Raw genomic sequence first — 25,805 nt, forward strand, 5'->3', positions numbered from 1 at the left:
CAAAAAGAAGCCCCGGCATTGGGTGCCGGGGCTGTGAGTCAGATGACGAAGGAAGATGACGTGAATAACGATGCTCCCCCCGCACCCGCGCGACAAGGCTATACGGATCGCCCGAAGCGTTACCGCCTTCGCACGCGGCGTGGCTGGGAAATCTACCTTCCGCCGACCGGTGAACCGGTCCCGTTTGCTGTTGAGCATCGCGGCGAAATTTGCCTCGTACATAGCGTCGTCAGCGACGCGCAATACTTCGCCAAGTATCCGGAAGCGCGGTATCGCTTCACGGTGCGCATTGACAACGAGGCGATGGATTGGACTTTCGTGACGCGCCAGGGCGGCACGATCAGTGGCGATCGATACGATCTCTTCTGTCGGTTGCAACACGACAGACACGGCACGGTTGAGGCTCGGCTGAAGCGCGTCTTGTTGCGCTACGCGACTATCGAAACCCATATGGTGAGACGGGACGCGCCCGATCTTATCAGCGCGCTGCAGTGACATGCTCGCCATCAGGGATGTCTTCGATCGGCTAATCGCTAACGGCTGCAGCCCGCTTCCGATCGGACCGCGCAGCGCGGACCCGCGCGGTCCGCAGGGCAAGAGCCCGGCTCGGATTCGTAGCAATGCGCGCGGCGAGCCGATTTGGTTTCACTTCAAAAAATGGGAGACCTTCTGCGATCGGCAGCCGCACCGGTTCGCGTTCACCGCTGAGCTTCGTGATCCCGAATGCGGCATAGGCATCGCTTGCGGCTTCAACAATCTTGTCGCGGTGGACATCGATCGCGACGACCTGATTGAACCGCTGTTAGCTGTGCTACCGCCGATGGTCGTCGCGAAGCGCGGCCGGAAGGGATTGACGGTCTTCTATCGAGGTGCCGAACACTGGCCGAAGGCCAACTACACTGGATTTCTGGATTTCATCGCAAGGGGCGCACAAACCGTGCTCCCGCCGACCATCCACCCTGACACCGGCCAGCCTTACGCGTGGACGACCGAGCGGACGCTGCTCGATACGCCTGTTGAAGAACTGCCACTGCTCACTGCCGACCATAGGAAGGCAATGGAAGCGGTGTTGGCTGCGCACGGCTGGCAACCCAAGGAAGACCGGCAAGCCCGAACAGCGGTCACGGCCGCGCGATCTAGCGCCCATTCCGCTGTGTCGGATTACTTCGCCCTGAGCGACGCCGTGAACAGCGCCGCGCTGGCGAACATCGGCGCTTGGGCACCGGCGTTGAATCTGCCCAAAGGACATTGGCAAGGCACGGCCTATCGGGGCGTTGCGCATTGGCGCAACTCGGGGTCGGGGCGTGACAGTGCCGCGCGCCAACCGAACCTCTCAATTTCACCGACCGGCATCAGAGATTTCGGCGACGATCGCGGCTATACGGCAACCGCCGTTGTGCATTTCGCCTTGGGACTGCCGTGGTTGGATGCCGAAGAATGGCTGTGCGAACGGCTCGGCATCGAGGTCCCGCCCCCGATCATCCTGACCAACGGCAGTGGCGACGGTCGTGTAACCTTGCCGCAGGCTGAGGCCGCTGTAGGTGAAGCCATCGCCGATTTCTTCGCGAGCGCGCCGGCTGCTATCAGAGCCAAGCGGGACTACGAGGGTCGCCGCACGCTGGCAAGCATGGGGCTTGGCCGCCCGCCACTTTGGGTGCCGGCGATGCCGGTCAGTGTGCTGAAGGTTGAAACCGGCATCGGCAAGACGTTCGGGCTGCTAGACGCTTTGGCCGAAATGAAGGGCCGAATTGCCGTTGCGGTGCCCAACCACGGCTTGGCCGAACAAACCGTCGCCGATCTGCGCGCGCGCGGCGTCAACGCCGAAGTGTATCGAGGCTATGACGCGCAGGACCCGCAATCGCCTGGGCACGCCATGTGCCGCAACCCCGCCGCTTTGAAGGCCGCGCAGGCTTTGTCGGTTTCGGTCCGCAAAACCGTTTGCGTTGCGGACGGTGGCGAGGTGAAGCGCTGTCCCTTCGCAGATGAGTGCGGCGCCGAACGACAGCGCAAGCTCACCGCGCGCGTATGGGTGTTCCCTTCGGTCATGCTGACGAACCAACGGCCGGACTTCATCGCCGATTTCGACGCGCTGGTCATCGACGAAGGCTTCATCGACAACTGCATCGCCGCCCCGGTCACAATCCCGGTTGCCTCGCTGGTTGGTTCGATCGATGGTCCGTACAACGCGATCGAGCGTGCAGCGCTTCACCGAGGCCGGCAATGGCTTGTGTCCGCTGCGATGAAGATGTGCGAGGTCGGGGGCGTCTGGTTGTCGCGCGCATCGCTCGATGCCGGCGAGATCGATGCCGAGCACGCTGGTTGGTTGGCCGACCTTGAATTGCGACGCATCACCGCAGGCGACCTCACGCCCGGCATGTCGCCCGCTGCGATGCGCAAGACCGTCGCGCGCCGTGGTGCCGAGAACAAAGCAAGCCGCGCGCTATCTGACCTCTGGCGCGAGGTTGAGGCCTTCCACTTGGAAGGCCACGACCTATCGGGCCGGATCAGGATTGAGAACGGCGCTATCACCGTGACCGCGTTGCGCCCCGTCCATCCGGATTGGCATCTGCCGACCTTGGTTCTCGACGCCACGCCCCCGCCGGATTTGAGCTTGCTTGACATCGCGTTCGGCGCCCCGGACGCGACGGCTCGCATCGTTGCCGACGTGCTGGCGAAATGGCCGAAGCATGTTGAGGTGCGGCAGTTGCTTGGGGCGACTGTGTCCAAGAACGGACTCGGGCTTCGGCCGGGTATGGAGCCGGCGACGCGCAACATCCGAGACTTGTTGCGTCGCGTCCGGGTGTTGGCGGCTGAGGCCGCGCCTGCTCGGATTGGGATAATCGCGCAGAAGGCCTTGCTTGACTACATCCGGGATGATCTGCCGCCGAACGTGATCCCGCTCCATTTCGGCAAGCTGGCGGGCATGAACAACATGCGCAACGTTGCCGGACTCGTCGTCATTGGTCGGCAGGCCCCTTGGCCGGCGAATGTTGAACGCGAGGCCGGGGTATGGCTGGGCTACCCGGTCGAGCCCACCGGTTTTGAGAATGTTCGTGCAAAGGTCGGCGGTCGGACTGTCACGGTCAATCGGCACCGCCACCCGCTTGTGGATGCTCTGCGCTGGTTGGTCACCGATGCTGGGCTGTTGCAGGCTGTCGGCAGGTTGCGGCCGCACCGCCGGTCCCGGCCGTGTTGGCTTGAGATCATCAATGACGTTGTACTCGACTTGCCCAGCGTCGTCGCGACCGATTGGAGCCCGCCCGGCGCGGTGGCCGACATGATGGCCGCTGGGGTTGTTCTGACGAACAAGCGCGATGCGATGGCTATGTTCGGCGTCTCGGATTGGGAAGCCCGATCAATCGGGGGGGTGGTCGAGGTTGGGTTGGAATCCCTATTAGAGAACCCCTATAGGGATTCCAACCCAACCTCCCCCAAGCAACCGAAGGGGTCAGGCGAAGACACCAACCGTGGCCGGCGGGCGCCGGCAAAGACGCGGCGGGTGATATACCGAAAGGTCGGGCCGGGCCAGAAGGTCAATCAGGCCTTGATCCTGCCCTACGTGATCCCCGGCGGCGAAAAGGCCGTCCGGGAGGTCTTGGAAAGCAAGCTGGGAATAGACCTCGCCTCGCTCGAAATTGAACGCGTGCTAGCGAAGGACAGCGCGTATGGCCGCACCATCCTCGCAAACTGCTGGCGACTGGTTGCCGATATCGAGACCGAGCCCGACGCCAGCGAAGCAGATTGAAACCAATGTCCAAACGCGGAATGATCCGGAAGCTGCAGATGACGACAAAGAACCGAGGATTGCGCCACGGGAGATTGCGGCAATGAACCAGCAAGACCAGATCGCTCGCATCGAACGGCAACAGGCTGAGGTTCGCCAGTTCGTCTCAGAACAGCACAAGCTGATGGCCGAACAGACCAAACTGCTGCGCGACGCTTGGATCGCACCGTTCGCGCTGATCCTCACTGGCATGGCCGCAGCAACTGCGCTGATGGGTGCGACCGTCGCCGCCATGAGGGCGCTCGGAGCCTGAACGATTCCGAAATCCAAGCCAAGATTGGCATCCAACTGATTTCTCGGCTCTTTTTCGCGTTTCCCCGCAAAAAAGGTACTTTGAGAGGGGGTGGGGGCTGCGGGTGACGGACGACCCCGGACCTCTGGTAGATGCAATTGCATTAAAGTGGGTTGTTGTTGCACGAGTTGGCGGGATAGCCCGGGCAACGCTGGCCTGACCGGACCGGCCGAGAGAAACAATGGCCATCAAGGGGGAGCCGAATGGGCTCCAAGCGAGTATCCCCCACCGGCATCGTAGGGACATCCAAGACCTACAAAGGATGCCTACGATGACGGAGAGTAATTACTACGCGCCCGGCGATGGCCCGCTTTACCGCTGGAATGGGAAGCCCCGAACGAAGAAGCGCACGGTCACGATGCCGGCTGGCAGCGTGCACCCGCTGGTTCGTCTGGTCTTTGGTGAGATGTCGCGGCAAGCGCGCCGATACGATGACGTCGAAACCGCGTCTGGCGTGCGCCGCGCCAGTATCAAAGCGTGGCGCAAGAGGAATGCCCCCGGACTCGCGTCGATTACGGCGACGCTGAACACGCTCGGATACGACCTCGTACCCGTTCCCGCGCCGGAAGTCATCCCGACCGAAATTGCTCCCGACCTCGCTGCACTTTCCAGCAAGCTCGAAACGACCATGCCTGACGCTTGGGCGGCCATCGTCAGCTTTGCGGCGAACCAACAGTTGGCCCGCGAAGCCGCTGCGCAGACGCTCGCCAAGATCGATGCCGCGAGGCCGCTGAACTGAGGGCTACCGGAATGGGCTCTTCGATTGTCCTCGAATAGTCCAATCTTCACCAGTCAGCCGGTTTTGACCTCCCGTCTGACGGGTTGAACACCATCAGGAAGGCTCCCGGCTTCGGCCGGGAGCTACTTCCGGGATATTGGACAAGAACAATCATGAACTACCTGAGCCGATCCGAAGCCGCGCGGCGGTTGAACCGCTGCCGCAAGACGATGCGCAGCCTTGAGGCGCAAGGTCTTGGTCCCCGAACGATCAAGATCGGGAGCCGCACTGTTTACCCGCTCGTCGATCTTGAGGCCTACATCGCAGCCGGTGGCGACCGATGACTCGCGAGGAGCGGTTCGCCGACCTCAAGGCCGCGACTTCTCAACTCGCGGCGGCCCGCCGGTCGCTCGCTGATCAGCAATTCAACGCCCGGCACGGCGTTGCTCACAATTTGATGTTCGCCACCTCGCACGAGCATGTCGCATACCATCGTTGGCTTCGTGCGCACGAAGCGCTGGCCGCGACCGAACCGAAGCCGCCGGTCGTCGCACCGAAAGCGCCCATCACCGCTTCGGCGCCGGCACCGCAGGCCGCCGCACCGAAGGTTGAGACCACCTTCGATCGTGGTCGCGAAGCCGTCGCTGCCTATTATCGGGGCGAATTTGAACCCCTGCGCTAATTTCGCTCGAACAAGCAACAACCACAACTCAAGGACGATGACAGATGGGCATCCTCAATACCCTGTTCGGCGGCGCAACCGCTACCAGTGCGCAAATCGCAGAAGCCATCACCAAGGCCGAAGCCGAACTCGCCACCGTGCGAAGCAAGATCAAGGCCGCGATGGCCGGCTTGGCGACGTTCACTGACGAACAGCATATCGCCGCCGAAGCCAAGCAAGCGGAACTGAAGCGGGCGGAAGCTCGCCTGGTCGCGCGTATCACCGACCTGAGCGCCGACCTCGCGACCGTGAAGGCCGCAGAGGCAGCGGCTGAACGCGCCGCAGAGGAAGCGGCGTTCGATGCGCGCTTCAAAGCGGCGCGCGCCGCTGTGAACACGGATGCACTTAAGCACCTTCGCGAATATCAGAAGGCAGCCACCGCGGTGGCGGCGGCGCTCGCCGCGCTCGAGTCGATCTCTTCCGAAGTGGAGGACGTGAACGCAGAATTGCGCAAGCGCGGCCGTCATGACGAGACGCTTCCTTCCTACAGTAAGCTGCATCGAAAAGCGCCGGACCGGCCGGAATCGGTCCGCAAGGAACGTTGCAAGGTGTGGGTGCTGACCGACCCCTACAACGGCGCGGAGACGATCCGCAAGGCCACCATCGGGCCTGACGGCGAAGTTGTACCCATCGGGCAGCCGGACCCGTTCGATCGGCAGGGCTGGCGGCAAGGGACTTACCATCTGGAAGAACGTGAGATCGTCGTGGAAAAGGTTTCGTTCCGTCCCGGCACGTATCTCCCGTCCCTCTCGGAAATCGTCTTGCCGCCTGCGCTGCTCGGGCAGGATTTCATTTGGCCCCGGCCGAAGAAGGCGTAACCAACGTGGCAACCGGCTTCTCTGTATTCGTGAACATCGGCGGCAAGCTCAACCCGAGCCTTGCCGCCGCTGTCGGCCAGGCGAAGGCGCAAGTCGGCGGACTTAGCGCTTCGCTCGCCGGCATTGGCGCGCGCTTGAACGCCCCGTTCATTGCCGCAAACAAGCACCTGGACGCCACGTCGAAACGTATGGCAGCGGTGCAGCGGAAGGGCCGCGATATGTCGTTGGCCGTGACGGCCCCGGCCGCATGGTTTGGCGCGAACATGGTCAAGGACGTTGCTGATTTTGCGAAGGCCGGAAACTTTTCGGAGGCGCTTGGCGACATCCCCAAAGAGCAGCGCCTTGAGCTTGAGAAGATCGCTCAGAGCTTCTCGGCAAAATACGATGCCGGCGGTGCGACCGGCATCATGAAGACTGCGACCGAACTGATCAAAGCCGGCTTCACCTATGCGCAGGCGCGCGGTTCACTTGAACAAGTGCTTGCCGCGTCGGCGCTGTCTGGTGACATGGCGGCAGCCGATCTCGGCGCGGCGATCAGCAAGAGCATCGTACAGTTTCAATTGCCGTTCAAGACGCTGGAACAGGCGTCGGCATCTTCTAAGGTGGTGAGCGACCGCATGGTGTATGCGGCTGTCTCAACCACCGCTTCGATGCGCGATATGTCCGAGTCATTCAAATTTGCCGCTGGCATTGCGAGTAGCACGGGTAGCTCGCTTGATCAGACCACCGGCCTGATCATGAAATTCGCGCAGGCCGGCGTGCTTGGCAGCGAGGCCGGCGTGGCGCTGCGCAGCGCGCTTGTCCGGCTGGTCAAGATGCCGAAGGGCGGCATGGCCGCACTGTCGCGGATCGGAATGAACCTTGGCGACTACACGTCGGCACGGCCGATCACCTCGGGTGGCATCGTCGGTGGCTTACAGGCCGGCGGCATTGACGTATCCAAATCCGTCGAAAAGCAGATCGCCGCGATCATCAAGGCCGGCGGTGGACAGAGCGCGCAGGTTGCCGCGATCACCAAAGCTGTGCAGAGCGGCATGGGCAGTTCGTCGGCTGTTGACGCGAATGAGATTGCCGAGTCGGTGAACGCCGCATATACGGCGGCCGGATCGAAGATCGACATTACCAGGTTCTTTGAGGATTTGCGCGCCAAGCTGGAAAGCGGAGCGGCGACCACCGGCGACATTGCGCAGATCTTGGAGGCCCGGCATATCAGCCGCTACATGGCGTTGCTGCGCGGCGACAAGCTTTCAGACGTGATCGAAAAGATCGGACGGGAAGCCGATGGATACGCTGAGGCCCGCTACAAAATCGCAAACCAAGGCTTGCCGGCCGAAATCCTGAAATTGAACTCGGCAGTTTTCGAGTTGAAGAACACGCTGGTTTCGGCGGTGACGCCCGAACTTGTGACCATCTTCGATCGCATCGGCGCATCGTTGAAGGGTATCGCCGGGAGCAATCCGGCCGTTCTGAAACTCGGCATCGGCTTTGTTGCGGCTGCCGCTGCGGCGGGCCCGCTGATGTTCGCTCTTGGCGCAATCGGCCGGCTCGGGGTGTTCGCGCTGAAAGGCCTCAGCACGGGGCTGGCACTGTTGCTGGCACCGATCGGCATGGCGGCGCGTGGCATCGTCGGGCTTACCGCTGCACTCTCTGTGGGGCTTGTGGCGGCCGTGGCGCGGACCCGTGCAGCACTCGCCGGCCTCTTGGCCCTGACGGCGGTCGGCGGCGCTGGCACGGGCCTCGCCGCCATCGGCACGGGCTTGCTCGCCTTCGGCCGCGCGGTCCTGACGTTCCCGCTGGTGGCCCTGCGTGGCGTCGGGCTCGCGATGGGCGCGCTGCTGTTGAACCCGGTCGGGCTGGTCTTCACGGGCCTTGTCACCGCCTTGGCCGCGCTTGGGACGTGGATCGCCAACAATTGGGAGGGCCTGAAGAGCTTCTTTGCTGGTTTCGGCGACGGGTTCATGAAGGGACTTGGTCCGGCCGCCGGGGTGATCAAGAGCATTGGCGACGGCCTCGCGTCCGCCTTCGGGTGGCTGGGCAAGTTGCTTGGCCCGTTGGACGAGTCCGGCGCCAAATGGAAGTCGTGGGGAGAGACCATGGGCGGCGCCGTCGCTCAAGGTGTCAACGCGGTGATCGACGGGATCAAGAGCCTGATTGGCTTCTTCGGCACGGTCATCGAGAAGGCTGTGGCGCTCGGCGGTGCCATCCGTAATCTGTGGTCAGCTCCGAAGGCGTTGCCGAATGCGCCTCGCGCCGCGCCGCCCATTGCTGGCGCTCGCGCGCTTGGCGGCCCCGTGACCTATGGCAAGCCGTACCTGGTCGGTGAGCGCGGCCCCGAACTGTTCGTGCCCGGCGCGACCGGCCGAATCGAGACGAACGGCGCTCTGCGGCAAATGACCTCCAGCGGGGCAGCGGCGGCCGCGGGCTCGACGACCACGACCCGCACGAGCACGTATTCGTTTTCCAACCATTGGACCATCAATGGCGCCGAAAATCCCCGCGCTATTGCCGATCAAATTGACGGCCGGTTCCGGAGGCTGCTTGCAGATCTTGAAAGCGAGCAAAGGGGGCTGTTGAGCGACTGAAATCTGTCCCTCGCCCGAACACTGTCGAAAGCAAATCGCTTCAGCAGCTAAAATACCGCGGCCACCGAGACCAACACAAACCACCAATGGAATACCGCAGCTCAGACTCCAACCCTCTTTGAGCACATACAAACGCTCGACAATCGGTCCGGCAACTCTCCGAGCGCCGACGATACCGCGTGCGGCAACCGCACCTTCAACACAAAATCGCAATGCCCCCTATGAACGTTTGGAAAGCCGAATATGATTACCATCAACAATACTATCGCATACATTCACCACATTGAGGCCCCCATTGAAATCCCGAACGCCCTACCGCACATTCCGCGATAACTCAAAAGCCAAGGCCGCCGTTTACAAGGCAATCAGAACGATTCGCGACCAACGCTCCCGCAACCTAGTACGGGGAGCCATCGCGAGGAACACCGATTCGTCGCCCTCGCTTTCGATCAACACTCTCCGTCGCCAAGCAGATCCGGGGGACCTTTGCCTCGCAACAACTCTCCTCCTAGGTCAAAACGGCCCATTTCCGTTGCCGCAGCTCGGAGGCACCTACCGTAACCTCATTATCAAGCACACGATGCTGGCGACAGAACCCGACTCCGAGGTCGCTTTTGTTGTCGGTCACGTGAACGGCTGGGCGGACAACGCCAGACGCATCCTCGCCGACATGTCGGAACTAGCGCGATTGCCGCAGTACCAACCATCCCTTGCAATGGAAGCGCTCGCCGCGTTCGCGGAGTCGTACGGCTCATCCTTCTATATCCTGCGGAAGACTGCATACCTAATGTCCCGCTACGCTGACGACTCAACACTCCAGTCAGCATTCCAACGGATTGCAAAAGCGTTCAACCAATCCGCTTATCCCGAGCCATACTTTTCTGCCCTTCAATTGATGGAAACCGACTCCAGCTACTGTTCCACCGCGACCACCCGCGTCCGCCTCTTTCAAAAGTATGTTGAAGACGACTATCGCCAATATCTCCCCTTGAACGAACTCGTTCCGACCCCGCTCTCTCGGACTGATCTTGCCGCGCTTCTTCGTCGCTCCCACTCAAGTTCTCTTGTCGATGAACTCGCCGCACTCGCTATAACCGCACATCTCAGATCGTTCTGGCCAGCCTTATTTGACCAGACCATCGCCCTTCTCGATCCGTCTATTGCACACCTCTTTCTTGAGTTCTTGTCGATTCCGTTCGACCCATCCGCTCTGTATTCGGACGTCGCTCGCATGGACGCGGACGTGGTATATTACCAGCGCGCAGCCGCCTTTTGCGAGTTCAAAGATTGCGCCATCTTCCGTCGTTCAGTGGACGCAATTCTTGTACCACGATTGATGGAAGACATCTCACCACCCGTCGACACAGACACCTCGCCGCACTTCCATACCAAGATGCCAGACCTCATCAAGGCTACACAAGGCTTCGTTTCTCCCACCGACTACGAACGAGTACAGAGCTGCGGGACATTCCTCCGAACCGTGCAATTCCTACAGTTCCTGAACACTCAACGAAACTACTCACCCCTGTCCGCCCATGACTTCCGATTCATCTGCGAACATACCGTCGCCCTCGACATACTATTGTGCGACTCAGAGATCGAGATGCTCTACGCATCATCGGACGACGACTCACGCCCACTGATAACCGTTCTCGCGCTCGCACTACATAAAGCAAAAAGTCGCGACGATGACATCGATTTCAAATTTCGCCACTCGCTCTGCAATACAGTAATCACTCAATTCAATGGGAGCCTCGAAGCCTTCATTGCTTGGCTACTTCCGAATACCCCCTCCATTGCCGACTACCTCCTAACAATACTCGACAGACCAACACTCCAGAAACTCTACTGGATAGTCAGATCAGCAGACGAAGCGGATCGCACGAGACAATCGCTACTGCGCACCGTCGGAAAACAACGAAATCAGATCGCACATCTGATAGAGGCTGACGCAATCGAAGCGCGGCGCCAAGTCGCAAAACTTCGAAAGTTCTTCGATGACAGCCGCATCTATGTCGACGGCCCAGCGATGAAAGAGTGGCTGGTCGCAAACCCCAGCACCTACGCTCAACAATACGTAAAGATGATTGAGCACGAGTTCAGCTCGTTGACATTCCTGTCAACATCAACCAGCGGAAAACTAGTAATCACGGAGTGGAGCGATCTCGACTACGTCTTAGTCGAAGCCGGAAAAGCCGCGTTTGAGCAGTTCTGCACAAACAAGCAGTTCGGGATTGAGTCGTACCTTGGTCGGCGCATTCGCCACAACACTATGAGCGGGATGATGCGAGGCGGCATCGACGACCTAATCGAGTCACCCACTTATGATTTGCTAACATATGATAGCGCTTTTGTTGACGCCAACAAGCGATGGGTTGCTTCTTATCACCGAACGATTGAGCACTTGCGGAAGGATCTACTGCAGTTTCGGTCCGACGCAAAGCCATTGGGAATCTTCAACTCAACTCTGAAGCGCGACGACAATACCAACCTCGCCATCGCATCCCTTCGAAACATGCTATTGAATGGACGCAATCCGTTATTGATGAACGACCTGCTTATACGCTTCTGCTGGCAAGAGATTAACCCTCAGCTTCAAACTGCCTCACGCATGATTTCCATCGACCTCGTGAAAGAGGCCACGAGAGAAATCGAACAGCATTTCTTTCATTTCGATTCCGACGATCTCCAGCGACGATACCGACAACAACTCAGAGCGCTAGTCCACGAACGCTTCATGCGACTCGGTAGTTGGTTTCGACAACCCGAGGATGGCTTTGTGAGCGCACGCACTCGTCAACTCTGCGAACTCGTTCTTGTCGAGGCCACAGATAGTAACTTATTTGGCACACCAACGGTCGAGTGGTCCGGTGACGCTCTCGACCTGGAAATCGATGGTCTATCCGTCCACCGAATGTACGATTGCCTCTTCGTTATTCTTCACAATGCGCTTACTCACGGACAAGAGAACGGCCTCATAACAATTCAGGTCTCACAGGAGGCCATGGCCTTCGAGAGCGTCGGCCACCTCAAGGCCACCGTTTCCTCTCGTTTCTCCAGCACAAGCGACAGGTCAAAACACATAGCGCGATTGGCAGAGAGCTTCGGATATGGAGATCCAGAGTCAGCCATGGTAACTGAAGGATATTCAGGAATTAAAAAGCTACGGTATATAACACGAACTGGCGACAACTATTCGAATGCCGGATACACTATTGATGCCGACACCTGCTCTGTCTTCTTCACACTTGCGGTCGAATTAGCTGATCTCGAAAGGCCAGATGTATGAAAGTATTGCTAGTTGAGGACGAGGAGCACAAGGCCAATGACTTGACGGCTCGACTCTACAAACTTGGTATCGCGAAACACGACTTGACAACGGTGAGCGGCGTGCGACACGCCGTGCTTCATGTGACGGAAGGCCACTTCTCATTGATCATCGTGGATATGGCACTACCCACTTTTTCGGACATTTCTAGTGAAGGAAGCGGAGGCGGCGACGCCCAAGCGGTAGGAGGCATAGAAGTATTGCGGGCCCTTTTCGCAGCCGGCGTCAGCAGCACGATCATCATCGTCACCCAATATCCCGACATTATCGTGAGCGGAACTAGGGTTCGACTTACGAGCGCAGCGCGGGTTCTTTCCAAAAAATACAAACAGAACGTTCTCGGCGCTGTGTTGTATTCATATAAGAGCCCTGATTGGGAGACGGCATTCGACACGTTGGTCAGGAAAGCACAATGAGAGTGGTCGTCTTTGAAGACAACGATGACAAATGGAGCGACATCAATTCGGTTTTGGTTGAAAAGGGAGTCCGCGCCTCCGGGATCAGACGCGTCGACAACGTCGCGCAATTTGTGGAGATTTGTCGTGCACAAATTGACCTCTGCATCATTGACCTCCTTATGCCCGGAGTTCGTGGCGGTGACTGCCGGAGCGCTGGCGGTGAACTTCTCCAGATGCTCGACTTCTCCGGCATGCAGCGGATTCCGGTGCTTGCCATTACTGCATTTCCGGGAGAAGCGGACCAGCAACGCCAGGCATTCGCCGCCCGAGGATGTATCATCTATGACTACAACGAGCGTCACGTGTGGTTGCAAGCGCTCGACATCTTTATCGCGCAGGCCAAAGAGAAGGGTCGATACGAGTTTCTAATCTTCACATCTATCAAGGCAGAACGCGATGCATACCTCGCATTGATGCAATCGCGTGTGGAGAGTACGCAACGCATTGGATTGGATTTGCTGGAATTTGACATTGATGGAAGGCCCGGTGCGGCAATTCTTCTCCCCCGGATGGGCCTAATCAACGCCGCTGTTACGGTGGCGCGCGCCCTTGAGTCATATTCCCCAAATGCCGTTGCTATGAGCGGGATCTGCGCTGGTGTTGCTCCAAATGCGACAATGGGACAACTTTTGGCAGCCGATGTTGTTTGGGAATATCAATCTGGTAAGTGGCTGGACGATGCATTCGAATCGGAACCCTATCAAGTGAGTATCCCGCAGGCGACTCGACTTACATTGAGCAAGCTCCTTGAGGCTGAGTCGCTAGTTGCCAGGCTTGAACGTAATTATTCAGGTGACGTTAGACCCACGCACATATCAGCACCAAAATTGGCTCCGTTCGCCACGGGCTCGGCTGTCATTGCAGACGGTAGACGGCTGGAGTACGTCCGAGACCAGCACCGGAAGGTGGCCGGCTTGGACATGGAGGTATTTGGCTTTCATCGCGCCGTTGAGCTGTCCGGTCAGTCCATTCATTCATTCAGTGCCAAGGTCGTTGTTGATATGGCGGATACTGCAAAGGGAGATAGTCTCCACAAATATGGGTGCCACGTGTCCGCTCAGTTCGTCTTGGACGCAATCCGGGCTCTCCGTTAGCGGGTCTGACAGGTATGCACCTTCGGCGCGCGCTATCCCGGCCTCTCTGAAAGATCGGTGTCCCGCTTGGGGGCGACCGATATGTACCGCGACCTGCAGCCTCGCGATCGAACGCGAGTGATTGATTATACGTTGAAACACTGTCGCAACCGGAGGAGCCAATGGTGGACGACACCGAGCATGAAGCGCTGCTAGAACTGCTCCGCCACAGTGATCGCCTCATTTGGTTGATGGCGAAGGAAGCTGGCGGCAAGGTGACGATCAGCAGCGCAACCGAAGCTGCCCATGATCCGACGAGGGCGATGCTGATGTACGGCTGCGACGCCGACCAAAGGCTGACGATCGAGGCGGTTGAATGCGTTAGTGTTAGAGGGACTTGATGACACTGCGTGCCATGACCTTGATTTTGACTTGCCTTATCCCGCTCGCTGCGACGCATGCGGAGCCTATCGACGGAGCCAGAATCCGAGTCATTGACGGGGATACGATCCGCATCGACCGGCAGAAGCCGGATCATAGGCTTGTCGGCTTCAACGCTCCCGAGACACGCCGAGCCAAGAACGAAGCGGAGCGGGAGCTTGGCGGCCGCGCTACCGCCCGTTTGCGCGAGATACTGCGCGGCGGCAAGCTGGACTACACGGTCGTGCCTTGCGCATGTAGACCCGGCACAGAAGGAACGATGGCCTGCAACTTCGGCCGCCGCTGCGGGATGCTGAAGGCCGACGGCGTGGAAGTCGGGACCGTACTGATCCGGGAGGGGCTGGCCGTGCCGTTCATGTGCGGCCCGACGAGCTGTCCGCGAACGCCCAATCAGTGGCGGCAGCCGCAGAGAGCCCCGCAGGCGGAGAAGCCGTAGCCCTCCCCAACCGTCTTTCCGCTCACCGCACGCCACGGCGACGGCCAGCACGCCGTCCGTCAGTGGCAGTGCGGCTATGCTAGAGCCGGGCCTACCCCGGTGCACAACTTTTGCGTGTTCTATTTTGGAAATTAGTGTAAGTACGAGCGCTCTTTAGCTTTCGGCGGAATCCTCTATTTCCGCGAGGTCGTTGTGCGGGTCCGCAATTTCCATGGCGACCATCTTAAGGAGGTAGACTGCGTGATCGAGATGCAGCGCCTGACATTGCTCGATGCAGGTCGCAAGTCTATCGCATAGCTGCTCGAAATCATCGTCTCTGGTGCTCATGATACCCACCCGATAGGATTTGGATAATGGACAATTTGAAACGGTATCAAGCCGGGGGCCGCGATGACGAAATAGTCGCCGACGGTCTGCGGCTCACCCGGCTTTTCATTCAAATTACGGATCGCGAGGAGCGGCTGAAGATCATTGCCGCTGCTCAGGATGCGGTCGACCGTCAAGCTGAGAAATCGAACTGACTACAGATCTTAGGCATCGGTCAGGCGAGCAGCCGCCTAGTCGATATCGGGCGCGACACAATCACCTCTCGCTCGTCACCTCGCATTTCGCGAAGGCGATTCAGCGTCCTACGATCGAATGCGGCCGTCACGGCGACGACGTCGTCTTTCCCGACCTTCTGCGGGATGCCAAGCGGCGTCACCCTGAAGTGGAGCTGCACCAGCCGCAGCAGCCAGATCGGATTCATTTCGATGATGATCTCGGAAACGCCGCTTTCGAGACCCCACTCGACAATCGCCGATAGTAGCATGTTGCCAACCGGACTCAGCATTCGGCCACGATCCCGGCAGCCTGGTGCGACGCAATAGCGTGTCCATTCCCAAATCTGCGGCCCGACCGGAAGATCGCCATCGCACAAATGCCGCAGTACGTCCGATAGCAGGTGCGGGCGAAGTGAAGGCAACATACGTTGATAGCCGAGCACGCGACCGTTCTCGACGTACAGCATATGCAGCGCGCGGCCGTCGTCGAATTGATCGACGTCACGTCCATCTTCGCGCTTTAGGTCGTGCCAGCCCAATTCGTCGACAAACACCGCATGCCGTAGCCGGAACGCTTGCTCCATCAATTCGTGATACGCAGCAGCATTTTCTGCTGTGACGAGGTGGATCATTGCACTCTCCCCTTCTGATTTGTGCGGGGAGATGATCTGGTGAAGCTCCTGATTCAGCTAGTACGGCTTTCCGTACCTTGACAAATCAACGAATTATCCCTGATCTCATAGCAAGTGCCACAGCCTGTATCCGGTTAACGGCGCCTAGCTTCGTTCTAATTTGGCGCGCCATCTTGTCCACTAGGTGCTCGGAGACGCGAAGAATTTTCGAGATTTCCCAGTCTGTTTTGCCCTCCGCGATCCAGTGCAGGACATCGGCTTCCCGCTTGGTCAGAGTGATGGCCGGGGTGGGCTTCTCGCCGAGCTTGAGGGAGCGCAGGAAGGCATACATTGCGACAAGCTGAACCATACCGCGATGCGACGGCGGAAGCTCTGCACGGTCTCCCGCTATCGACAGCCCCGCCGACTGCCCATCCAACGTGATCATAGGAACCGTGAAGCCGCAGCCCAACCCAAACTCACCGGCTTCTCTCATGATTTCGTTCGCGCGAGCGTCGGGACCGACCTGCAACTCTGACCACACAAACGGCTCGGAAGAAGTCGAGACGCGTCGAATGGTAGGATCTTCGAAAAGGTACCCCCGGGAGAAGTAGCGCTCGCTCCAGCGCAAAGGCCAACGATGCAGCACGACGTTAGCGATTTGCTGCTTCACAGAAGTCCTTGGCGTCGGAATGATGCCCGCCAACACTTGCGAATAGCCAAACGGTCGGACGACGCCGAGCAGCTTGTCGGCGACGATGTCCGGCGTGTTCGCCCGGTCCAGCGCAGCTACGAAAGTAAGAGTATCTTCTAGAGCGCCGCGAGACATCTGTGCCGCCCTCGCCGATCGACGCAATCCTAGGTCAAGTCGCGGCAATTGCGCAACCAGACTGCGACGCTGGGAGTGCCACTGCGCTAAACGCGCAGGCCATGCCGCAGCCGCCGAGTGGTCAGTTCGGATGGTGGCTTCGGCGGTTCAGCGCAACCCTCTCCAACGATCGGGCAATGCCTCAATGGCGGGATGGGGTGGCTGGAGGTCGAATGCCTCCGATGTAGGAAACGCGTGAGCCTGCCATTGTCGGCTATCCGCCGGCCGTCGAACAGCCCGGTGTGGGCGCTAGAGGCCGGACTGCGCCGCCGATTCTGCGCGACGCCGCGCTACCGGCCGCCCGTGCGGTTGATAAAACTGACCGCAAAGCGTGAGATCACGCCCTATCCGCTCGATCACCTTGGCGATGAGCGCTAAGTGGGTGGCCGAACCGAATCCCAGCCCTTTAGGCCCAGTCGATAACCAAGCGGCCGTCTTCCGGGGCTCTGCCTATGCTGCTATCAAGACAGCATTCGAGAGAGATAGATTGGCAGAGAAGGGAAATTGCTGTGCCGCACCCCCCCGATGATCTGGATGCGCTCCTCGCACTGCTCGAACAGGCCATCATCGCAACCGATCGCTCCGGATACGAGATGGTCAGCTACTTGCTATCCATGGCAAAACTAGAAGCCGACGAGCAGGTGCGCCGCCGGAACAAGGGGCGGCCAAGGCCCGCATGAAACCTAACGAAACTCTTGTTTACTGTTATACCCCAAGCTCAATAGATCAGAGGGTTCACGCTGGCGGTTAAAGAAAGCCGCATCACCGGCTCCCCATCTAATTCTCTGTGCAGTGATTGTTCGTGATAGCTCGCTCCGATAACGAGGTGACCTAAGACTGAGCGGGGCTGCATCGTCTGCCGGGACCATACATTTGGGTCTCTAAGTGGATGCCAAAGCCGAAACGGATATTGCTGCTCAATCGATTCGAAAAAGGCAATCACGGCGTCGGAGACCTGCAACTTAATCGATTAGACTCTTAATGAATTGCGCCTAACTGAGAAAAAGCTGTTTTCACACTTAGGTGATACTCATCGAACGGCATTGATTGAACGACATTGAGTGGGGACCGCCAGTGTTCAATTTTCTCACCTTCTGGTACGCCGACGCCGCGTCGCGGAACCCGCGTCCTTTTCTCGTCTTCGCACTGGTCTTTTTCTGCCTATTGCTTGGCCCACTCTTCTTGAAGGTCCTCTTAAGCCCCGATCCATATGCGAGGTTCAAGACGTCGGAGTACAAGGCAGAGCTAGAAGCTTCGGCCAGACGGGATATGCAGGCCCGAGCCCAAGTGCACGATTACTGCAAAGAGAAAAATTTAGCTCCTTGGCAGTACGTCACCACTACAGTTGATAGTAAACAATTCGACATGATGTGCACGATGGGAATGCCGAGCAAAAATTGATCAGATCTGTGGTAGGATATTTGCTCCGATGGGAAAGTCGGCGATCATGCGACCGCGATCAAGGCCGCCCGATGCGGTCGGCGCAGGCGCAACCATGCTCAAAGCCGTTGAGAACGATAAGCTGACGCTTGCCGCACCTCGCCGACCTTGGGCTGACCGCCCCCCGGCGACGGAGTTGAAAGTCCGGAATAACTCGGAAAGGCGGCTGCGACTCCACGATCCGATCGGTTCGTTCAATGATGACAGCCTTGGCCGGATTGGATTGAGGTTGACGGATGCCAATAAGACAAAGTCGGCACGCCGCTGCCACAAGGCGATAAAGCCCCAGAAGTCATTCCTAGCCAGCGAATGGATGGACACGTTCTGGCTGCTCCAAAAACGTCTCCAGCCTCTCTCGCAAGACAACGGCATCTTTCGTTTCGCATTCCCAAACCACAAGCACCCGCCAGCCCAAATCGGCAAGGTTCACAAGCGCAGCCCTGTCGCGATCTTGGTTGCGTTTTAGCTTTGGAAGCCAATACTCGCGGTTAGATTTGGGCGGCCGCCCCTCCCGGCATCCCGGGTGCTGATGCCAGAAACAACCATGAACGAGGATTGCTTTTTTGCGGCTGAGAAGAGCGAGATCGGGTTTGCCCGGAATGTCCTTGCGATGCAGACGGTAGCGGTATCCCATGCCATGCACTAAACGGCGCACGACCATCTCCGGTGCGGTATCTTTGCTGCGGATGCGCCGCATGTTCTCGCTGCGACTAATTCCCATGTACTAGCTGCTATCCTGCGATTTTATCGAGCCACTTCTGCAGGCTGATCAAACGCCCCTCCTCAATGTGCTGCAGGACTCTCTCGACGGACGAAGCTTCCTTCTGGTCCGTGTCGGCAGGCTTGTACGTCGCCTTAAGTGCATCAGTGCTGATGTGCACTACATGGGTGAACATCGCAGTATTTCCGACAAGCTGCTCACATGCGCGGACGAGCCGAGCCGGATCGAACTCGTTAGTTACAAACACATACTCGAATGGTTGACGCATCGACTCAGCATTAACGTAATCCGTGAAGTCCGTAATGAACTGCTTTTCACGATCGGCACGAACGCTCCACTTCGCAGTGACAAGGACCCTTTTTGATGGACGGATCACTGCTACGTCCACCTTGTTGGGTTTGTCACCAGACCTTACGCGATTGAATCCAGGTAGCTCATGAAGCGCCCGCCGAGCAAATACTTCCATATCAGCGCGCGGACAGGTTCGCCGGATCACTTGAGCAATGACATCCTCAAACCCCTCGCCAACTAGGTTCTTGCGTTTGTTATCGAGCGCAAGGTACTGCCGCACGCGCTGAACCAAAAGGTTCCAAGCCTCCGGGGTAGGCTCGGAACCGAGATGCGGACCAAGAACCTCTTTAAATATGACGATTAGCTCCGGGTCTTCACCGGGCTTAGGGAAATCTCGTCCCTCGTATGGTTTTCTCTGCAGTTCCGCTCTTGATGCGACGCTTTTCGCTCTCTTGAGTACGTGAGCCGCCAAATCTTCTGCAGCTCGCATGAATAGCCAATCGATGTGCCGCGCAAGCTCGGCTGGCGGCGCACCGAAAGCTGCCGACACCCAATCATGAAATGCAAGCGAACGTGAATACCAGCGTTTGCCGGGCTGGCTCTTGTCGCTTTCGTAACAATGACCGAGCCCCGTCGTCTGATCCACCCAAAGCAGAAGCCGGTATACGTGTTCCCATGCGCATTCCGCCGGAATCTCGTCTCCGCCCATTTCATCGAAGTACGCATTTATGAGGCGTGCGCGGTTCTTGGCACCGAATGCTGAGTTGATTGAGCTGGTCTTGGCTGAGACCTTCTCTTGAGCAGCTTGGTCAGACATTACTCTGCCGCAACGAGGCTTCGATCGGTGAAATCAAGCAACTTGAGCTGCGCGATCAGACTTTCTGCAACTGCACGCGCAAGCAGGGGCGGAACGGCGTTTCCAACTTGGCGGTATCTGGAGTGAGCAGGACCGCCGTCGTGCCGTCCTTCAATTTTCCCGCGACGCTGATCGGTCGTGAATACGAAGCGATCTGGAAAGGACTGAAGCCGAGCGAACTCGCGGACCGACAAAGCTCGAAGCTTATTGTAGTGATACACGGCATCGCCCTTTGTATTGAGCGTCCAGGCCCACAAATCGGGATGAAGGCGACGGTAGGCATAAAAATGCTTTCTAGATAGCATTCCGGAGCCGTTATCCTGCCCCCACCGTTGCCCCGTTATATATCTCTCTTGCAACCCTGCTCGCAGATCGCGATAATTTCCGCCCGGCGGGATGCCGCCCAGCCGCAGCTTAGTATCTTCATTGATGCGAGGCACTTGAACATTAGAGAGCGTAGCCTTGCCTCCTTTGCGCATGAGGCGTTGGTAAGCACTTTGCGCGTCAGGCAGATCGCTGTACGGGATGATATCTTGACGGTTGCCGAGAGGTAGGCAGGCAAGATCACCAATAGCGTCTGCGGCACTCACAACCGATAGATTGTCGGGATCAGCAAGAATCGCACTTGCGCGCTCACCCCAAGCGCTTTCTTTAAACACCACTCGATAACGAGCGCGCCCTCCAGCGCTGACTCGCTCAAGTGCAAAGGCATCAGTGGCTCCCGCCCCCATAAGGATGGGCGGTGACATTCGGCTGCGAGATCGCACTCCGACGAAGAGCAAGCGCTTTCGAGTCTGCGGAACGCCGAAATCGGCAGCGTCCACAACTTGCGGAAGTACGGTATATTCGCCATCAAGGGACAGGTCGGACGCGATTTGATCACGAACGCCCATCTGGTCCATGCCCGTAACGTTCTCAATAAGAAAAGCGGGTGGCAAAGATTGTTTGAGAACGTCGACAAACTCTCGGTAGAGCGAGTTCCGAGGATCGTCAATCATCCGGGTGTGATTGCGAACCTGAGAGAATGCTTGGCAGGGCGGCCCCCCGATCAACACCGTGGCGCGCCTCGCTGCCTCTAGAAGTTGCTCCTTGATAGGGGCAGACCGGATGTCCCCAGTGATGCCGGCAGCCTCAGGGAAATTTGCCCTGTAGGTCGCCATGGCGTCCGGATCATTGTCAGAGCCTGCCACAACCCTAAAGCCGGCATCTCGGAAGCCTTGAGAAAGGCCCCCAGCCCCACAGAATAAATCCACAACACTGAACGGGACTTGAGGCACACTCTTAGCCAGCGCTCGTGCGGCAGCGGGGGCTTCGCGCTTTTTCGGTTCTGCGCAGCGCATGTCCAACACGACTCCCCTCGACATACGCCCTCTACAGAATCAGAAAACAGGCCAATGAATGAATAGAACTACCACAAACCCGGGTTTGACAATCCCAAGCCAGATGGCGGCCGTGGACCAAGACTCCGAATTGCTGGCGGCGGAAACGCACCAAGGTTCGGCGCCACATGGTGGTCACGAACAAATAGGGCCGTAGTGAATCCCCTGATTCAACGGAGGCACTGGGAGTAAACGACCGGCGCCCCCAAATCAGTGTCCCCCCAAGTGTCCCCCAGCAATACGAATGGTAAAGCTCGCCAAATGGCGAGCTTCTTACCTATCGTAACACGTTTTTTTTACTGGGTTTTTGGTGGGCGCACCAGGGCTCGAACCTGGGACCCGCTGATTAAGAGTCAGCTGCTCTACCAACTGAGCTATGCGCCCGGAGCCGATCCGGAATTTCCCGTTCGGGACGGCTGCGTTTAGCAAAGCGGGCCCGGGATGTCCAGCAAGCCGGACGACTTTTTCCCGCTCCGCATCGATCTTTTTGAAATGCAGAAAACCGCCGGATCTCCGGCGGTTTTCGCGGCCGATGGGTCTGTCGGCGCGATCAGAGCTGGCGCGGGCCCGGGCCGTCGTCGAGGTCGTCGCGATCGTCCATCATGCCCGGACGGGGTCCGGGACCACGATCCCAGTCGCGATCCCGGCGCGGGCCACGATCGTCGCGATCGCGCATGAATCGCTCGTGGTGGTGCCGACCCATGCCCCAGCCGTGGGCGCCCTCGAACCGGGTCAGGGCCTTCAGCCTGCGCTTCTGGGCGTCGTCGAGCGACTTGTAGAGCGGGTCGGCCGCATCGGCGATCTTCTTCATCGCCGCCGCGGTGGCGGCCATGCCGTCGGCGCGGTCGCGCAGCCGCGCCACCGGGTCGGCCGGACCGCGGCTGTCGCGGTCGTCGTCGCGCGCCTTCATCCGCGCCTCGGCGCGGTCGATCCGCAGCTTGGCGAATTCCTTCACCGCGGTCTCCAGCGGCGGCCACATTTTCTCCTGGTCCGGCGTCAGTTTCAGCCCTGCCCTCACCGCGGCAATCCGCGCATCGGCGAAGGCGGCGCGGTCCTCCGCGCTGGCCCAAGAACGATCAGCGCGATGCTCGGGATGATGATCGAACCAGCCGCGCTGCTGCGCGTAGGCGGCGGACGTCCCGGCGAGGACCAAAGCGGTGGCGCCGGCGAACAGAACCTTCTTCATGGAAGCCTCCTTCAAAGCTGCCCTGAAGATGTGATCGGGCGGGCGCCCGATCAACTTACGGTTTCGACAGAATGCCGCTGATGACCAAGATGTAATCTGCCGGAAACACATCGACCGCGTTCTGCAACAATCGCAACATTCTGTCACCCGGCTACTTGAGTGCCGGACCGAACACGAGATTGGGCAGGAAGGTGGAGATCACCGGCACATAGGTGATGAGAACCAGGAAAGCGAGCAGCACCAGCAGCCAGGGCGCCGCCGCGCGCACCACCTTGGTGAGTGGCATGCCGGTAATACCCGAGGCGACGAACAGGTTGAGCCCGACAGGTGGCGTCACCAGCCCGATCTCCATGTTCACCACATAGATGATACCGAGATGAATCGGATCGATGCCGAGTTGCATCGCGGTCGGGAACAGGATCGGCGCGGTGATCAGCACGATCGCGGTCGGATCCATGAAATTGCCGGCGACCAGCAGGATGATGTTGACGATCAGCAGGAAGTGCCAGGGCTGCAACTGCGCGTCGGTGATCAGCCGGGCGATGTCCTGCGGAATCTGCGCCGTGGTCAGGACGTGGGCGAACAGGAAGGCATTGCAGATGATGAACATCAGCATCACCGAGACCCGCCCGGAATCCAGCAGCACCCGCGGCACCTCGACGATCTTGAGGTCGCGATAGATGAACACCGCGGCGACGAAGGCATAGACCGCGGCCACGGCGGCCGCCTCGGTCGGCGTGAAGATGCCGCCATAGATGCCGCCCATCACGATCAGGATCAGCAACAGCCCCCACGAGGCCTGGCCGAACAGCGACAGCCGCTCGCCCCAGGACGCCTTCGGCTGCCGCGGCAGCTTCTTGATCCGCGCCGTGACATAGATCGCCACCATCAGCGCGAGGCCGAGCAGCAGGCCGGGAATGATGCCGGCGATGAACAGCCGCCCGACCGACGATTCGGTGGCCGCGGCGAACACCACCATGACGATCGAAGGCGGGATCAGAATGCCGAGGGTGCCGGCATTGACGATCACGCCGGTGGCGAAGGCCTGAGTGTAACCGACCTTGACCATGCCGGCGATCACGATCGAACCGATCGCGACCACGGTGGCCGGCGACGAACCCGACACCGCGGCGAACAGCATGCAGGCCAGCACCGAGGCGATCGCGAGGCCGCCCGGCAGATGGCCGACCGCGGCGATCGCGAAATTGATCATCCGCTTGGCGACGCCACCGGTGGTGAGAAAATTGCCGGCCAGAATGAAGAACGGAATCGCCAGCAGCGTGAACTGCTCGGTGGTCTGGAAGAACTTCAGCACCAGCGAGGCCAGGCTGTCGTTCTGGAACAGCAGGATCGTCAGGATCGACGACAGGCCGAGCGACATCGCGATCGGCATGCCGATGCCGAGCAACGCGAACAGCGTCGCGAACAGGAAGATGGTGTTCATCGCTGCACCGTCGTGGCGTCGGGTTCCGGGTGATTCGGCAGGTGATGTTCCACCGCCTCGCGGGCCTCGTCGGCCAATTCGTAGCCGCCGGACTGGCCGGTGACGATCCGCCATCCCATTTCGAGCAGGCGGATGAACAGCGCGGCGAAGCCGATCGGCAGGCAGATGCTGAGGATCCAGCGCTTGACCGGAATGTCTTCGGCCTCGACGTCGATGATCATCAAGCGGTTGATGTACTCGTAGGAGCCGTAGATCATCAGGCCGGCATAGAGCAGCGCCAGCGCCACCACGATCAGGCCGACGACGCGCCGGCCGCCCGCGGGCAGCAGGTTGACGGCCGCGTCGACCCCGATATGGGCCCGGACGCGGACGCAATAGGCGATGCCGATCATCACCAGCCAGGCGAACAGATAGAAATTCGCCTCCAGCGCCCAGATGAAGCCGGAGTTGAAGCCGTAGCGCAGGACGACCTGCACGAATGTCAAAAGCGTCATCACGCCGAGAATCAAGGCGATCAGCGCCTCCTCGATGTGATGGAACATCACCCGCAGCGTCACCGGCTTCCTCCCCCTAGGTCGTCACAACGGCGGCCGCGGGAATCCGCGACCGCCGTCGTTCGATCAATCAACTGGTCCTGTTTGCTCAGTTGGTCTTCGTGTCGTTCGACGCCACTGCCGCGTCGATCAGGTCCTTGCCGATCGCGCTTTCGAACTTGGCCCAGACCGGCTTCATCGCTTCGACCCACTGCTTGCGCTGCTCGGGCGTCAGCTGATGGATCTTGCTGGCGCCGGAGGACGCGATCTTCTGCTTGGCCTCGTCGTTGAGCTTGCCGGCGACGTCGTTGTTGACCTTGGTGGCCTCGTCCATCGCCTTCTTCATCGCGTCCTGCAGATCCTTCGACAGGCCGTTCCACCACTTGGCGTTGACCACGACCATGTAGTCGATCACGCCGTGATCAGACTCGGTGATGTCCTTCTGCACTTCGTAGAATTTCTGCGAGAAGATGTTCGACCAGGTGTTCTCCTGGCCGTCGACGGTGCCGACCTGCAGCGCCTGATAGACTTCCGAGAAGGCGAGCTTCTGCGGGGTGGCGTTCAAGCCCTGGAACTGCGCGGCGAGAATGTCCGACGCCTGGATGCGGAACTTCAGACCCTTGGCGTCTTCCGGCTTCAGCAGCGGCCTATTGGCCGAGATCTGCTTCATGCCGTTGTGCCAGTAGGCGAGGCCCAGGAAGTTCTTCGATTCCATCGAGCGCAGCAGAGCCTGCCCCTGCTTTCCGGCCTGGAAACGATCGACCGCGGCGATGTCGTTGAACAGGAACGGCAGATCGAACACCTGAATCTGCTTGGTGAACTTGTCGAACTTCGACAGCGACGGCGCGATGAACTGCACGTCGCCGAGCGCGACCGCTTCCATTTCCTTGGCGTCGCCGAACAGTTGCGAGTTCGGATAGACTTCGACCTTCACCTTGCCGTTGGTGTACTTCTCCGCCAGTTCCTTGAACTTGATCGCGGCCTGACCCTTCGGCGTATTGTCCGCCACCACGTGGCTGAATTTGACGACGATCGGCTGCTGCGCCGCGGCCGGGCCGACCAGCGCGAGCGCTGCGATCGATGCAACTACGAATATCGATTTACGCATGTTCTCTCCCAAATCGTTCGAGGAATGCGCCCCGGCGCCCCTCCTTCATTCGACTACCAGCCGCACCAATATAGAGAAGCGCTACGAAAGGCTATTGCCCCTTTAGCAGGGGCGCGGCAAAAAGTTGCTGCAACGCAAAAGAGGGCGGCGCAATATGCACCGCCCCCGGCTTCGT

Annotated in this window: 26 protein-coding genes and 1 tRNA gene; 16 read left to right on the forward strand and 11 right to left on the reverse strand. The window is 59.3% G+C overall.

The genetic code is table 11. The annotated features are described in order from the left end of the window. Window positions 1-42: 42 nt before the first annotated feature. From RPB_RS16690 to RPB_RS16745, 13 genes are all read left to right on the forward strand, one after another. The gene (locus tag RPB_RS16690; RefSeq protein ID WP_041798302.1) at window positions 43-495 is read left to right on the forward strand and encodes a hypothetical protein; all 453 of its coding nucleotides are present in this window, start codon (window positions 43-45) and stop codon (window positions 493-495) included. Window position 496: 1 nt separating this feature from the next. Next, on the forward strand, window positions 497-3,745 hold the full coding sequence (locus tag RPB_RS23865; protein ID WP_011442191.1) for a bifunctional DNA primase/polymerase: 3,249 nt from the start codon (window positions 497-499) through the stop codon (window positions 3,743-3,745). Window positions 3,746-3,827: 82 nt separating this feature from the next. After that, a complete protein-coding gene (locus RPB_RS16700) occupies window positions 3,828-4,037 on the forward strand; it encodes a hypothetical protein (protein ID WP_041798303.1) in 210 nt (69 codons plus the stop codon). A 310-nt stretch (window positions 4,038-4,347) separates the two neighbouring features. After that, entirely contained in the window at window positions 4,348-4,815 is a 468-nt protein-coding gene (locus tag RPB_RS23870) for a hypothetical protein (protein WP_157038844.1), read from the forward strand. 152 nt (window positions 4,816-4,967) lie between these two features. Continuing rightward, window positions 4,968-5,138 carry a helix-turn-helix transcriptional regulator gene (locus RPB_RS24670; RefSeq protein ID WP_157038845.1) on the forward strand — a complete coding sequence of 57 codons (171 nt, stop codon included), beginning with the start codon at window positions 4,968-4,970 and terminating at the stop codon, window positions 5,136-5,138. Continuing rightward, window positions 5,135-5,476, forward strand: coding sequence for a hypothetical protein (locus RPB_RS16710; protein ID WP_011442193.1), 342 nt, complete (start codon window positions 5,135-5,137; stop codon window positions 5,474-5,476). Before RPB_RS24670 ends, RPB_RS16710 begins: the two co-directional genes overlap by 4 nt. A gap of 44 nt (window positions 5,477-5,520) precedes the next feature. Next, window positions 5,521-6,333, forward strand: coding sequence for a mucin-associated surface protein (MASP) (locus tag RPB_RS16715; RefSeq protein ID WP_011442194.1), 813 nt, complete (start codon window positions 5,521-5,523; stop codon window positions 6,331-6,333). Then, on the forward strand, window positions 6,309-8,915 hold the full coding sequence (locus tag RPB_RS16720) for a phage tail tape measure protein (protein WP_245258246.1): 2,607 nt from the start codon (window positions 6,309-6,311) through the stop codon (window positions 8,913-8,915). Before RPB_RS16715 ends, RPB_RS16720 begins: the two co-directional genes overlap by 25 nt. A gap of 295 nt (window positions 8,916-9,210) precedes the next feature. Next, entirely contained in the window at window positions 9,211-12,204 is a 2,994-nt protein-coding gene (locus RPB_RS16725; RefSeq protein WP_157038846.1) for a hypothetical protein, read from the forward strand. Continuing rightward, window positions 12,201-12,659: a transcriptional regulator gene (locus RPB_RS16730; RefSeq protein ID WP_011442197.1), complete on the forward strand. Its 459-nt coding sequence runs from the start codon at window positions 12,201-12,203 to the stop codon at window positions 12,657-12,659. Before RPB_RS16725 ends, RPB_RS16730 begins: the two co-directional genes overlap by 4 nt. Further along, on the forward strand, window positions 12,656-13,795 hold the full coding sequence (locus RPB_RS16735; RefSeq protein ID WP_011442198.1) for a transcriptional regulator: 1,140 nt from the start codon (window positions 12,656-12,658) through the stop codon (window positions 13,793-13,795). Before RPB_RS16730 ends, RPB_RS16735 begins: the two co-directional genes overlap by 4 nt. A 161-nt stretch (window positions 13,796-13,956) precedes the next feature. Next, complete coding sequence (locus RPB_RS16740) at window positions 13,957-14,175, forward strand: hypothetical protein (protein WP_041798305.1); 219 nt, start codon at window positions 13,957-13,959, stop codon at window positions 14,173-14,175. Continuing rightward, entirely contained in the window at window positions 14,175-14,651 is a 477-nt protein-coding gene (locus tag RPB_RS16745; protein ID WP_011442199.1) for a thermonuclease family protein, read from the forward strand. The genes RPB_RS16740 and RPB_RS16745 overlap by 1 nt, the downstream gene beginning before the upstream one ends. A gap of 153 nt (window positions 14,652-14,804) precedes the next feature. Here the strand turns inward: RPB_RS16745 and RPB_RS24675 are convergent, their stop codons facing one another. Continuing rightward, entirely contained in the window at window positions 14,805-14,978 is a 174-nt protein-coding gene (locus RPB_RS24675; RefSeq protein WP_157038847.1) for a hypothetical protein, read from the reverse strand. A 26-nt stretch (window positions 14,979-15,004) separates the two neighbouring features. Here RPB_RS24675 and RPB_RS24680 point away from each other — a divergent pair, with 26 nt between their 5' ends. Then, window positions 15,005-15,172 (forward strand): hypothetical protein, encoded by a 168-nt coding sequence (locus tag RPB_RS24680; RefSeq protein ID WP_157038848.1) that lies wholly within the window; start codon window positions 15,005-15,007, stop codon window positions 15,170-15,172. Between the two features lie 20 nt (window positions 15,173-15,192). Here RPB_RS24680 and RPB_RS16750 read toward each other — a convergent pair whose 3' ends face one another. Both RPB_RS16750 and RPB_RS16755 read right to left on the reverse strand, forming a co-directional pair. Further along, the gene (locus RPB_RS16750; RefSeq protein WP_011442200.1) at window positions 15,193-15,825 is read right to left on the reverse strand and encodes an acyl-homoserine-lactone synthase; all 633 of its coding nucleotides are present in this window, start codon (window positions 15,823-15,825) and stop codon (window positions 15,193-15,195) included. 85 nt (window positions 15,826-15,910) lie between these two features. Continuing rightward, window positions 15,911-16,633, reverse strand: a complete 723-nt coding sequence (locus RPB_RS16755) for a helix-turn-helix transcriptional regulator (RefSeq protein ID WP_011442201.1) — start codon at window positions 16,631-16,633, stop codon at window positions 15,911-15,913. A 234-nt stretch (window positions 16,634-16,867) separates the two neighbouring features. On the opposite strand from RPB_RS16755, the gene RPB_RS25280 reads away from it, so the two are divergent. Together RPB_RS25280 and RPB_RS24685 are read left to right on the forward strand one after the other, a co-directional pair. Beyond that, window positions 16,868-17,050, forward strand: coding sequence for a hypothetical protein (locus tag RPB_RS25280; RefSeq protein WP_198135120.1), 183 nt, complete (start codon window positions 16,868-16,870; stop codon window positions 17,048-17,050). Window positions 17,051-17,181: 131 nt separating this feature from the next. Continuing rightward, on the forward strand, window positions 17,182-17,352 hold the full coding sequence (locus tag RPB_RS24685) for a hypothetical protein (RefSeq protein ID WP_157038849.1): 171 nt from the start codon (window positions 17,182-17,184) through the stop codon (window positions 17,350-17,352). Window positions 17,353-18,410: 1,058 nt separating this feature from the next. Here RPB_RS24685 and RPB_RS24240 read toward each other — a convergent pair. From RPB_RS24240 to RPB_RS16800, 8 genes are all read right to left on the reverse strand, one after another. After that, complete coding sequence (locus RPB_RS24240) at window positions 18,411-18,833, reverse strand: very short patch repair endonuclease (RefSeq protein ID WP_011442203.1); 423 nt, start codon at window positions 18,831-18,833, stop codon at window positions 18,411-18,413. Between the two features lie 10 nt (window positions 18,834-18,843). Further along, window positions 18,844-19,941, reverse strand: a complete 1,098-nt coding sequence (locus RPB_RS16770) for a hypothetical protein (RefSeq protein ID WP_011442204.1) — start codon at window positions 19,939-19,941, stop codon at window positions 18,844-18,846. Beyond that, window positions 19,941-21,257, reverse strand: a complete 1,317-nt coding sequence (locus RPB_RS24245; protein ID WP_011442205.1) for a DNA cytosine methyltransferase — start codon at window positions 21,255-21,257, stop codon at window positions 19,941-19,943. The genes RPB_RS16770 and RPB_RS24245 overlap by 1 nt, the downstream gene beginning before the upstream one ends. Before the next feature lie 410 nt (window positions 21,258-21,667). Continuing rightward, a tRNA-Lys gene (locus RPB_RS16780) sits at window positions 21,668-21,743 on the reverse strand. A 166-nt stretch (window positions 21,744-21,909) separates the two neighbouring features. Then, a complete protein-coding gene (locus RPB_RS16785) occupies window positions 21,910-22,545 on the reverse strand; it encodes a Spy/CpxP family protein refolding chaperone (protein ID WP_011442206.1) in 636 nt (211 codons plus the stop codon). Between the two features lie 151 nt (window positions 22,546-22,696). Further along, window positions 22,697-23,989 (reverse strand): TRAP transporter large permease, encoded by a 1,293-nt coding sequence (locus tag RPB_RS16790; protein ID WP_011442207.1) that lies wholly within the window; start codon window positions 23,987-23,989, stop codon window positions 22,697-22,699. After that, window positions 23,986-24,546, reverse strand: a complete 561-nt coding sequence (locus tag RPB_RS16795) for a TRAP transporter small permease (protein ID WP_011442208.1) — start codon at window positions 24,544-24,546, stop codon at window positions 23,986-23,988. Before RPB_RS16795 ends, RPB_RS16790 begins: the two co-directional genes overlap by 4 nt. Before the next feature lie 85 nt (window positions 24,547-24,631). Continuing rightward, window positions 24,632-25,630 (reverse strand): TRAP transporter substrate-binding protein, encoded by a 999-nt coding sequence (locus RPB_RS16800; RefSeq protein ID WP_011442209.1) that lies wholly within the window; start codon window positions 25,628-25,630, stop codon window positions 24,632-24,634. Between the last annotated feature and the right edge of the window lie 175 nt (window positions 25,631-25,805).

Origin of the sequence: Rhodopseudomonas palustris HaA2, from assembly GCF_000013365.1 — a bacterium.
Lineage (GTDB): Bacteria > Pseudomonadota > Alphaproteobacteria > Rhizobiales > Xanthobacteraceae > Rhodopseudomonas > Rhodopseudomonas palustris_J.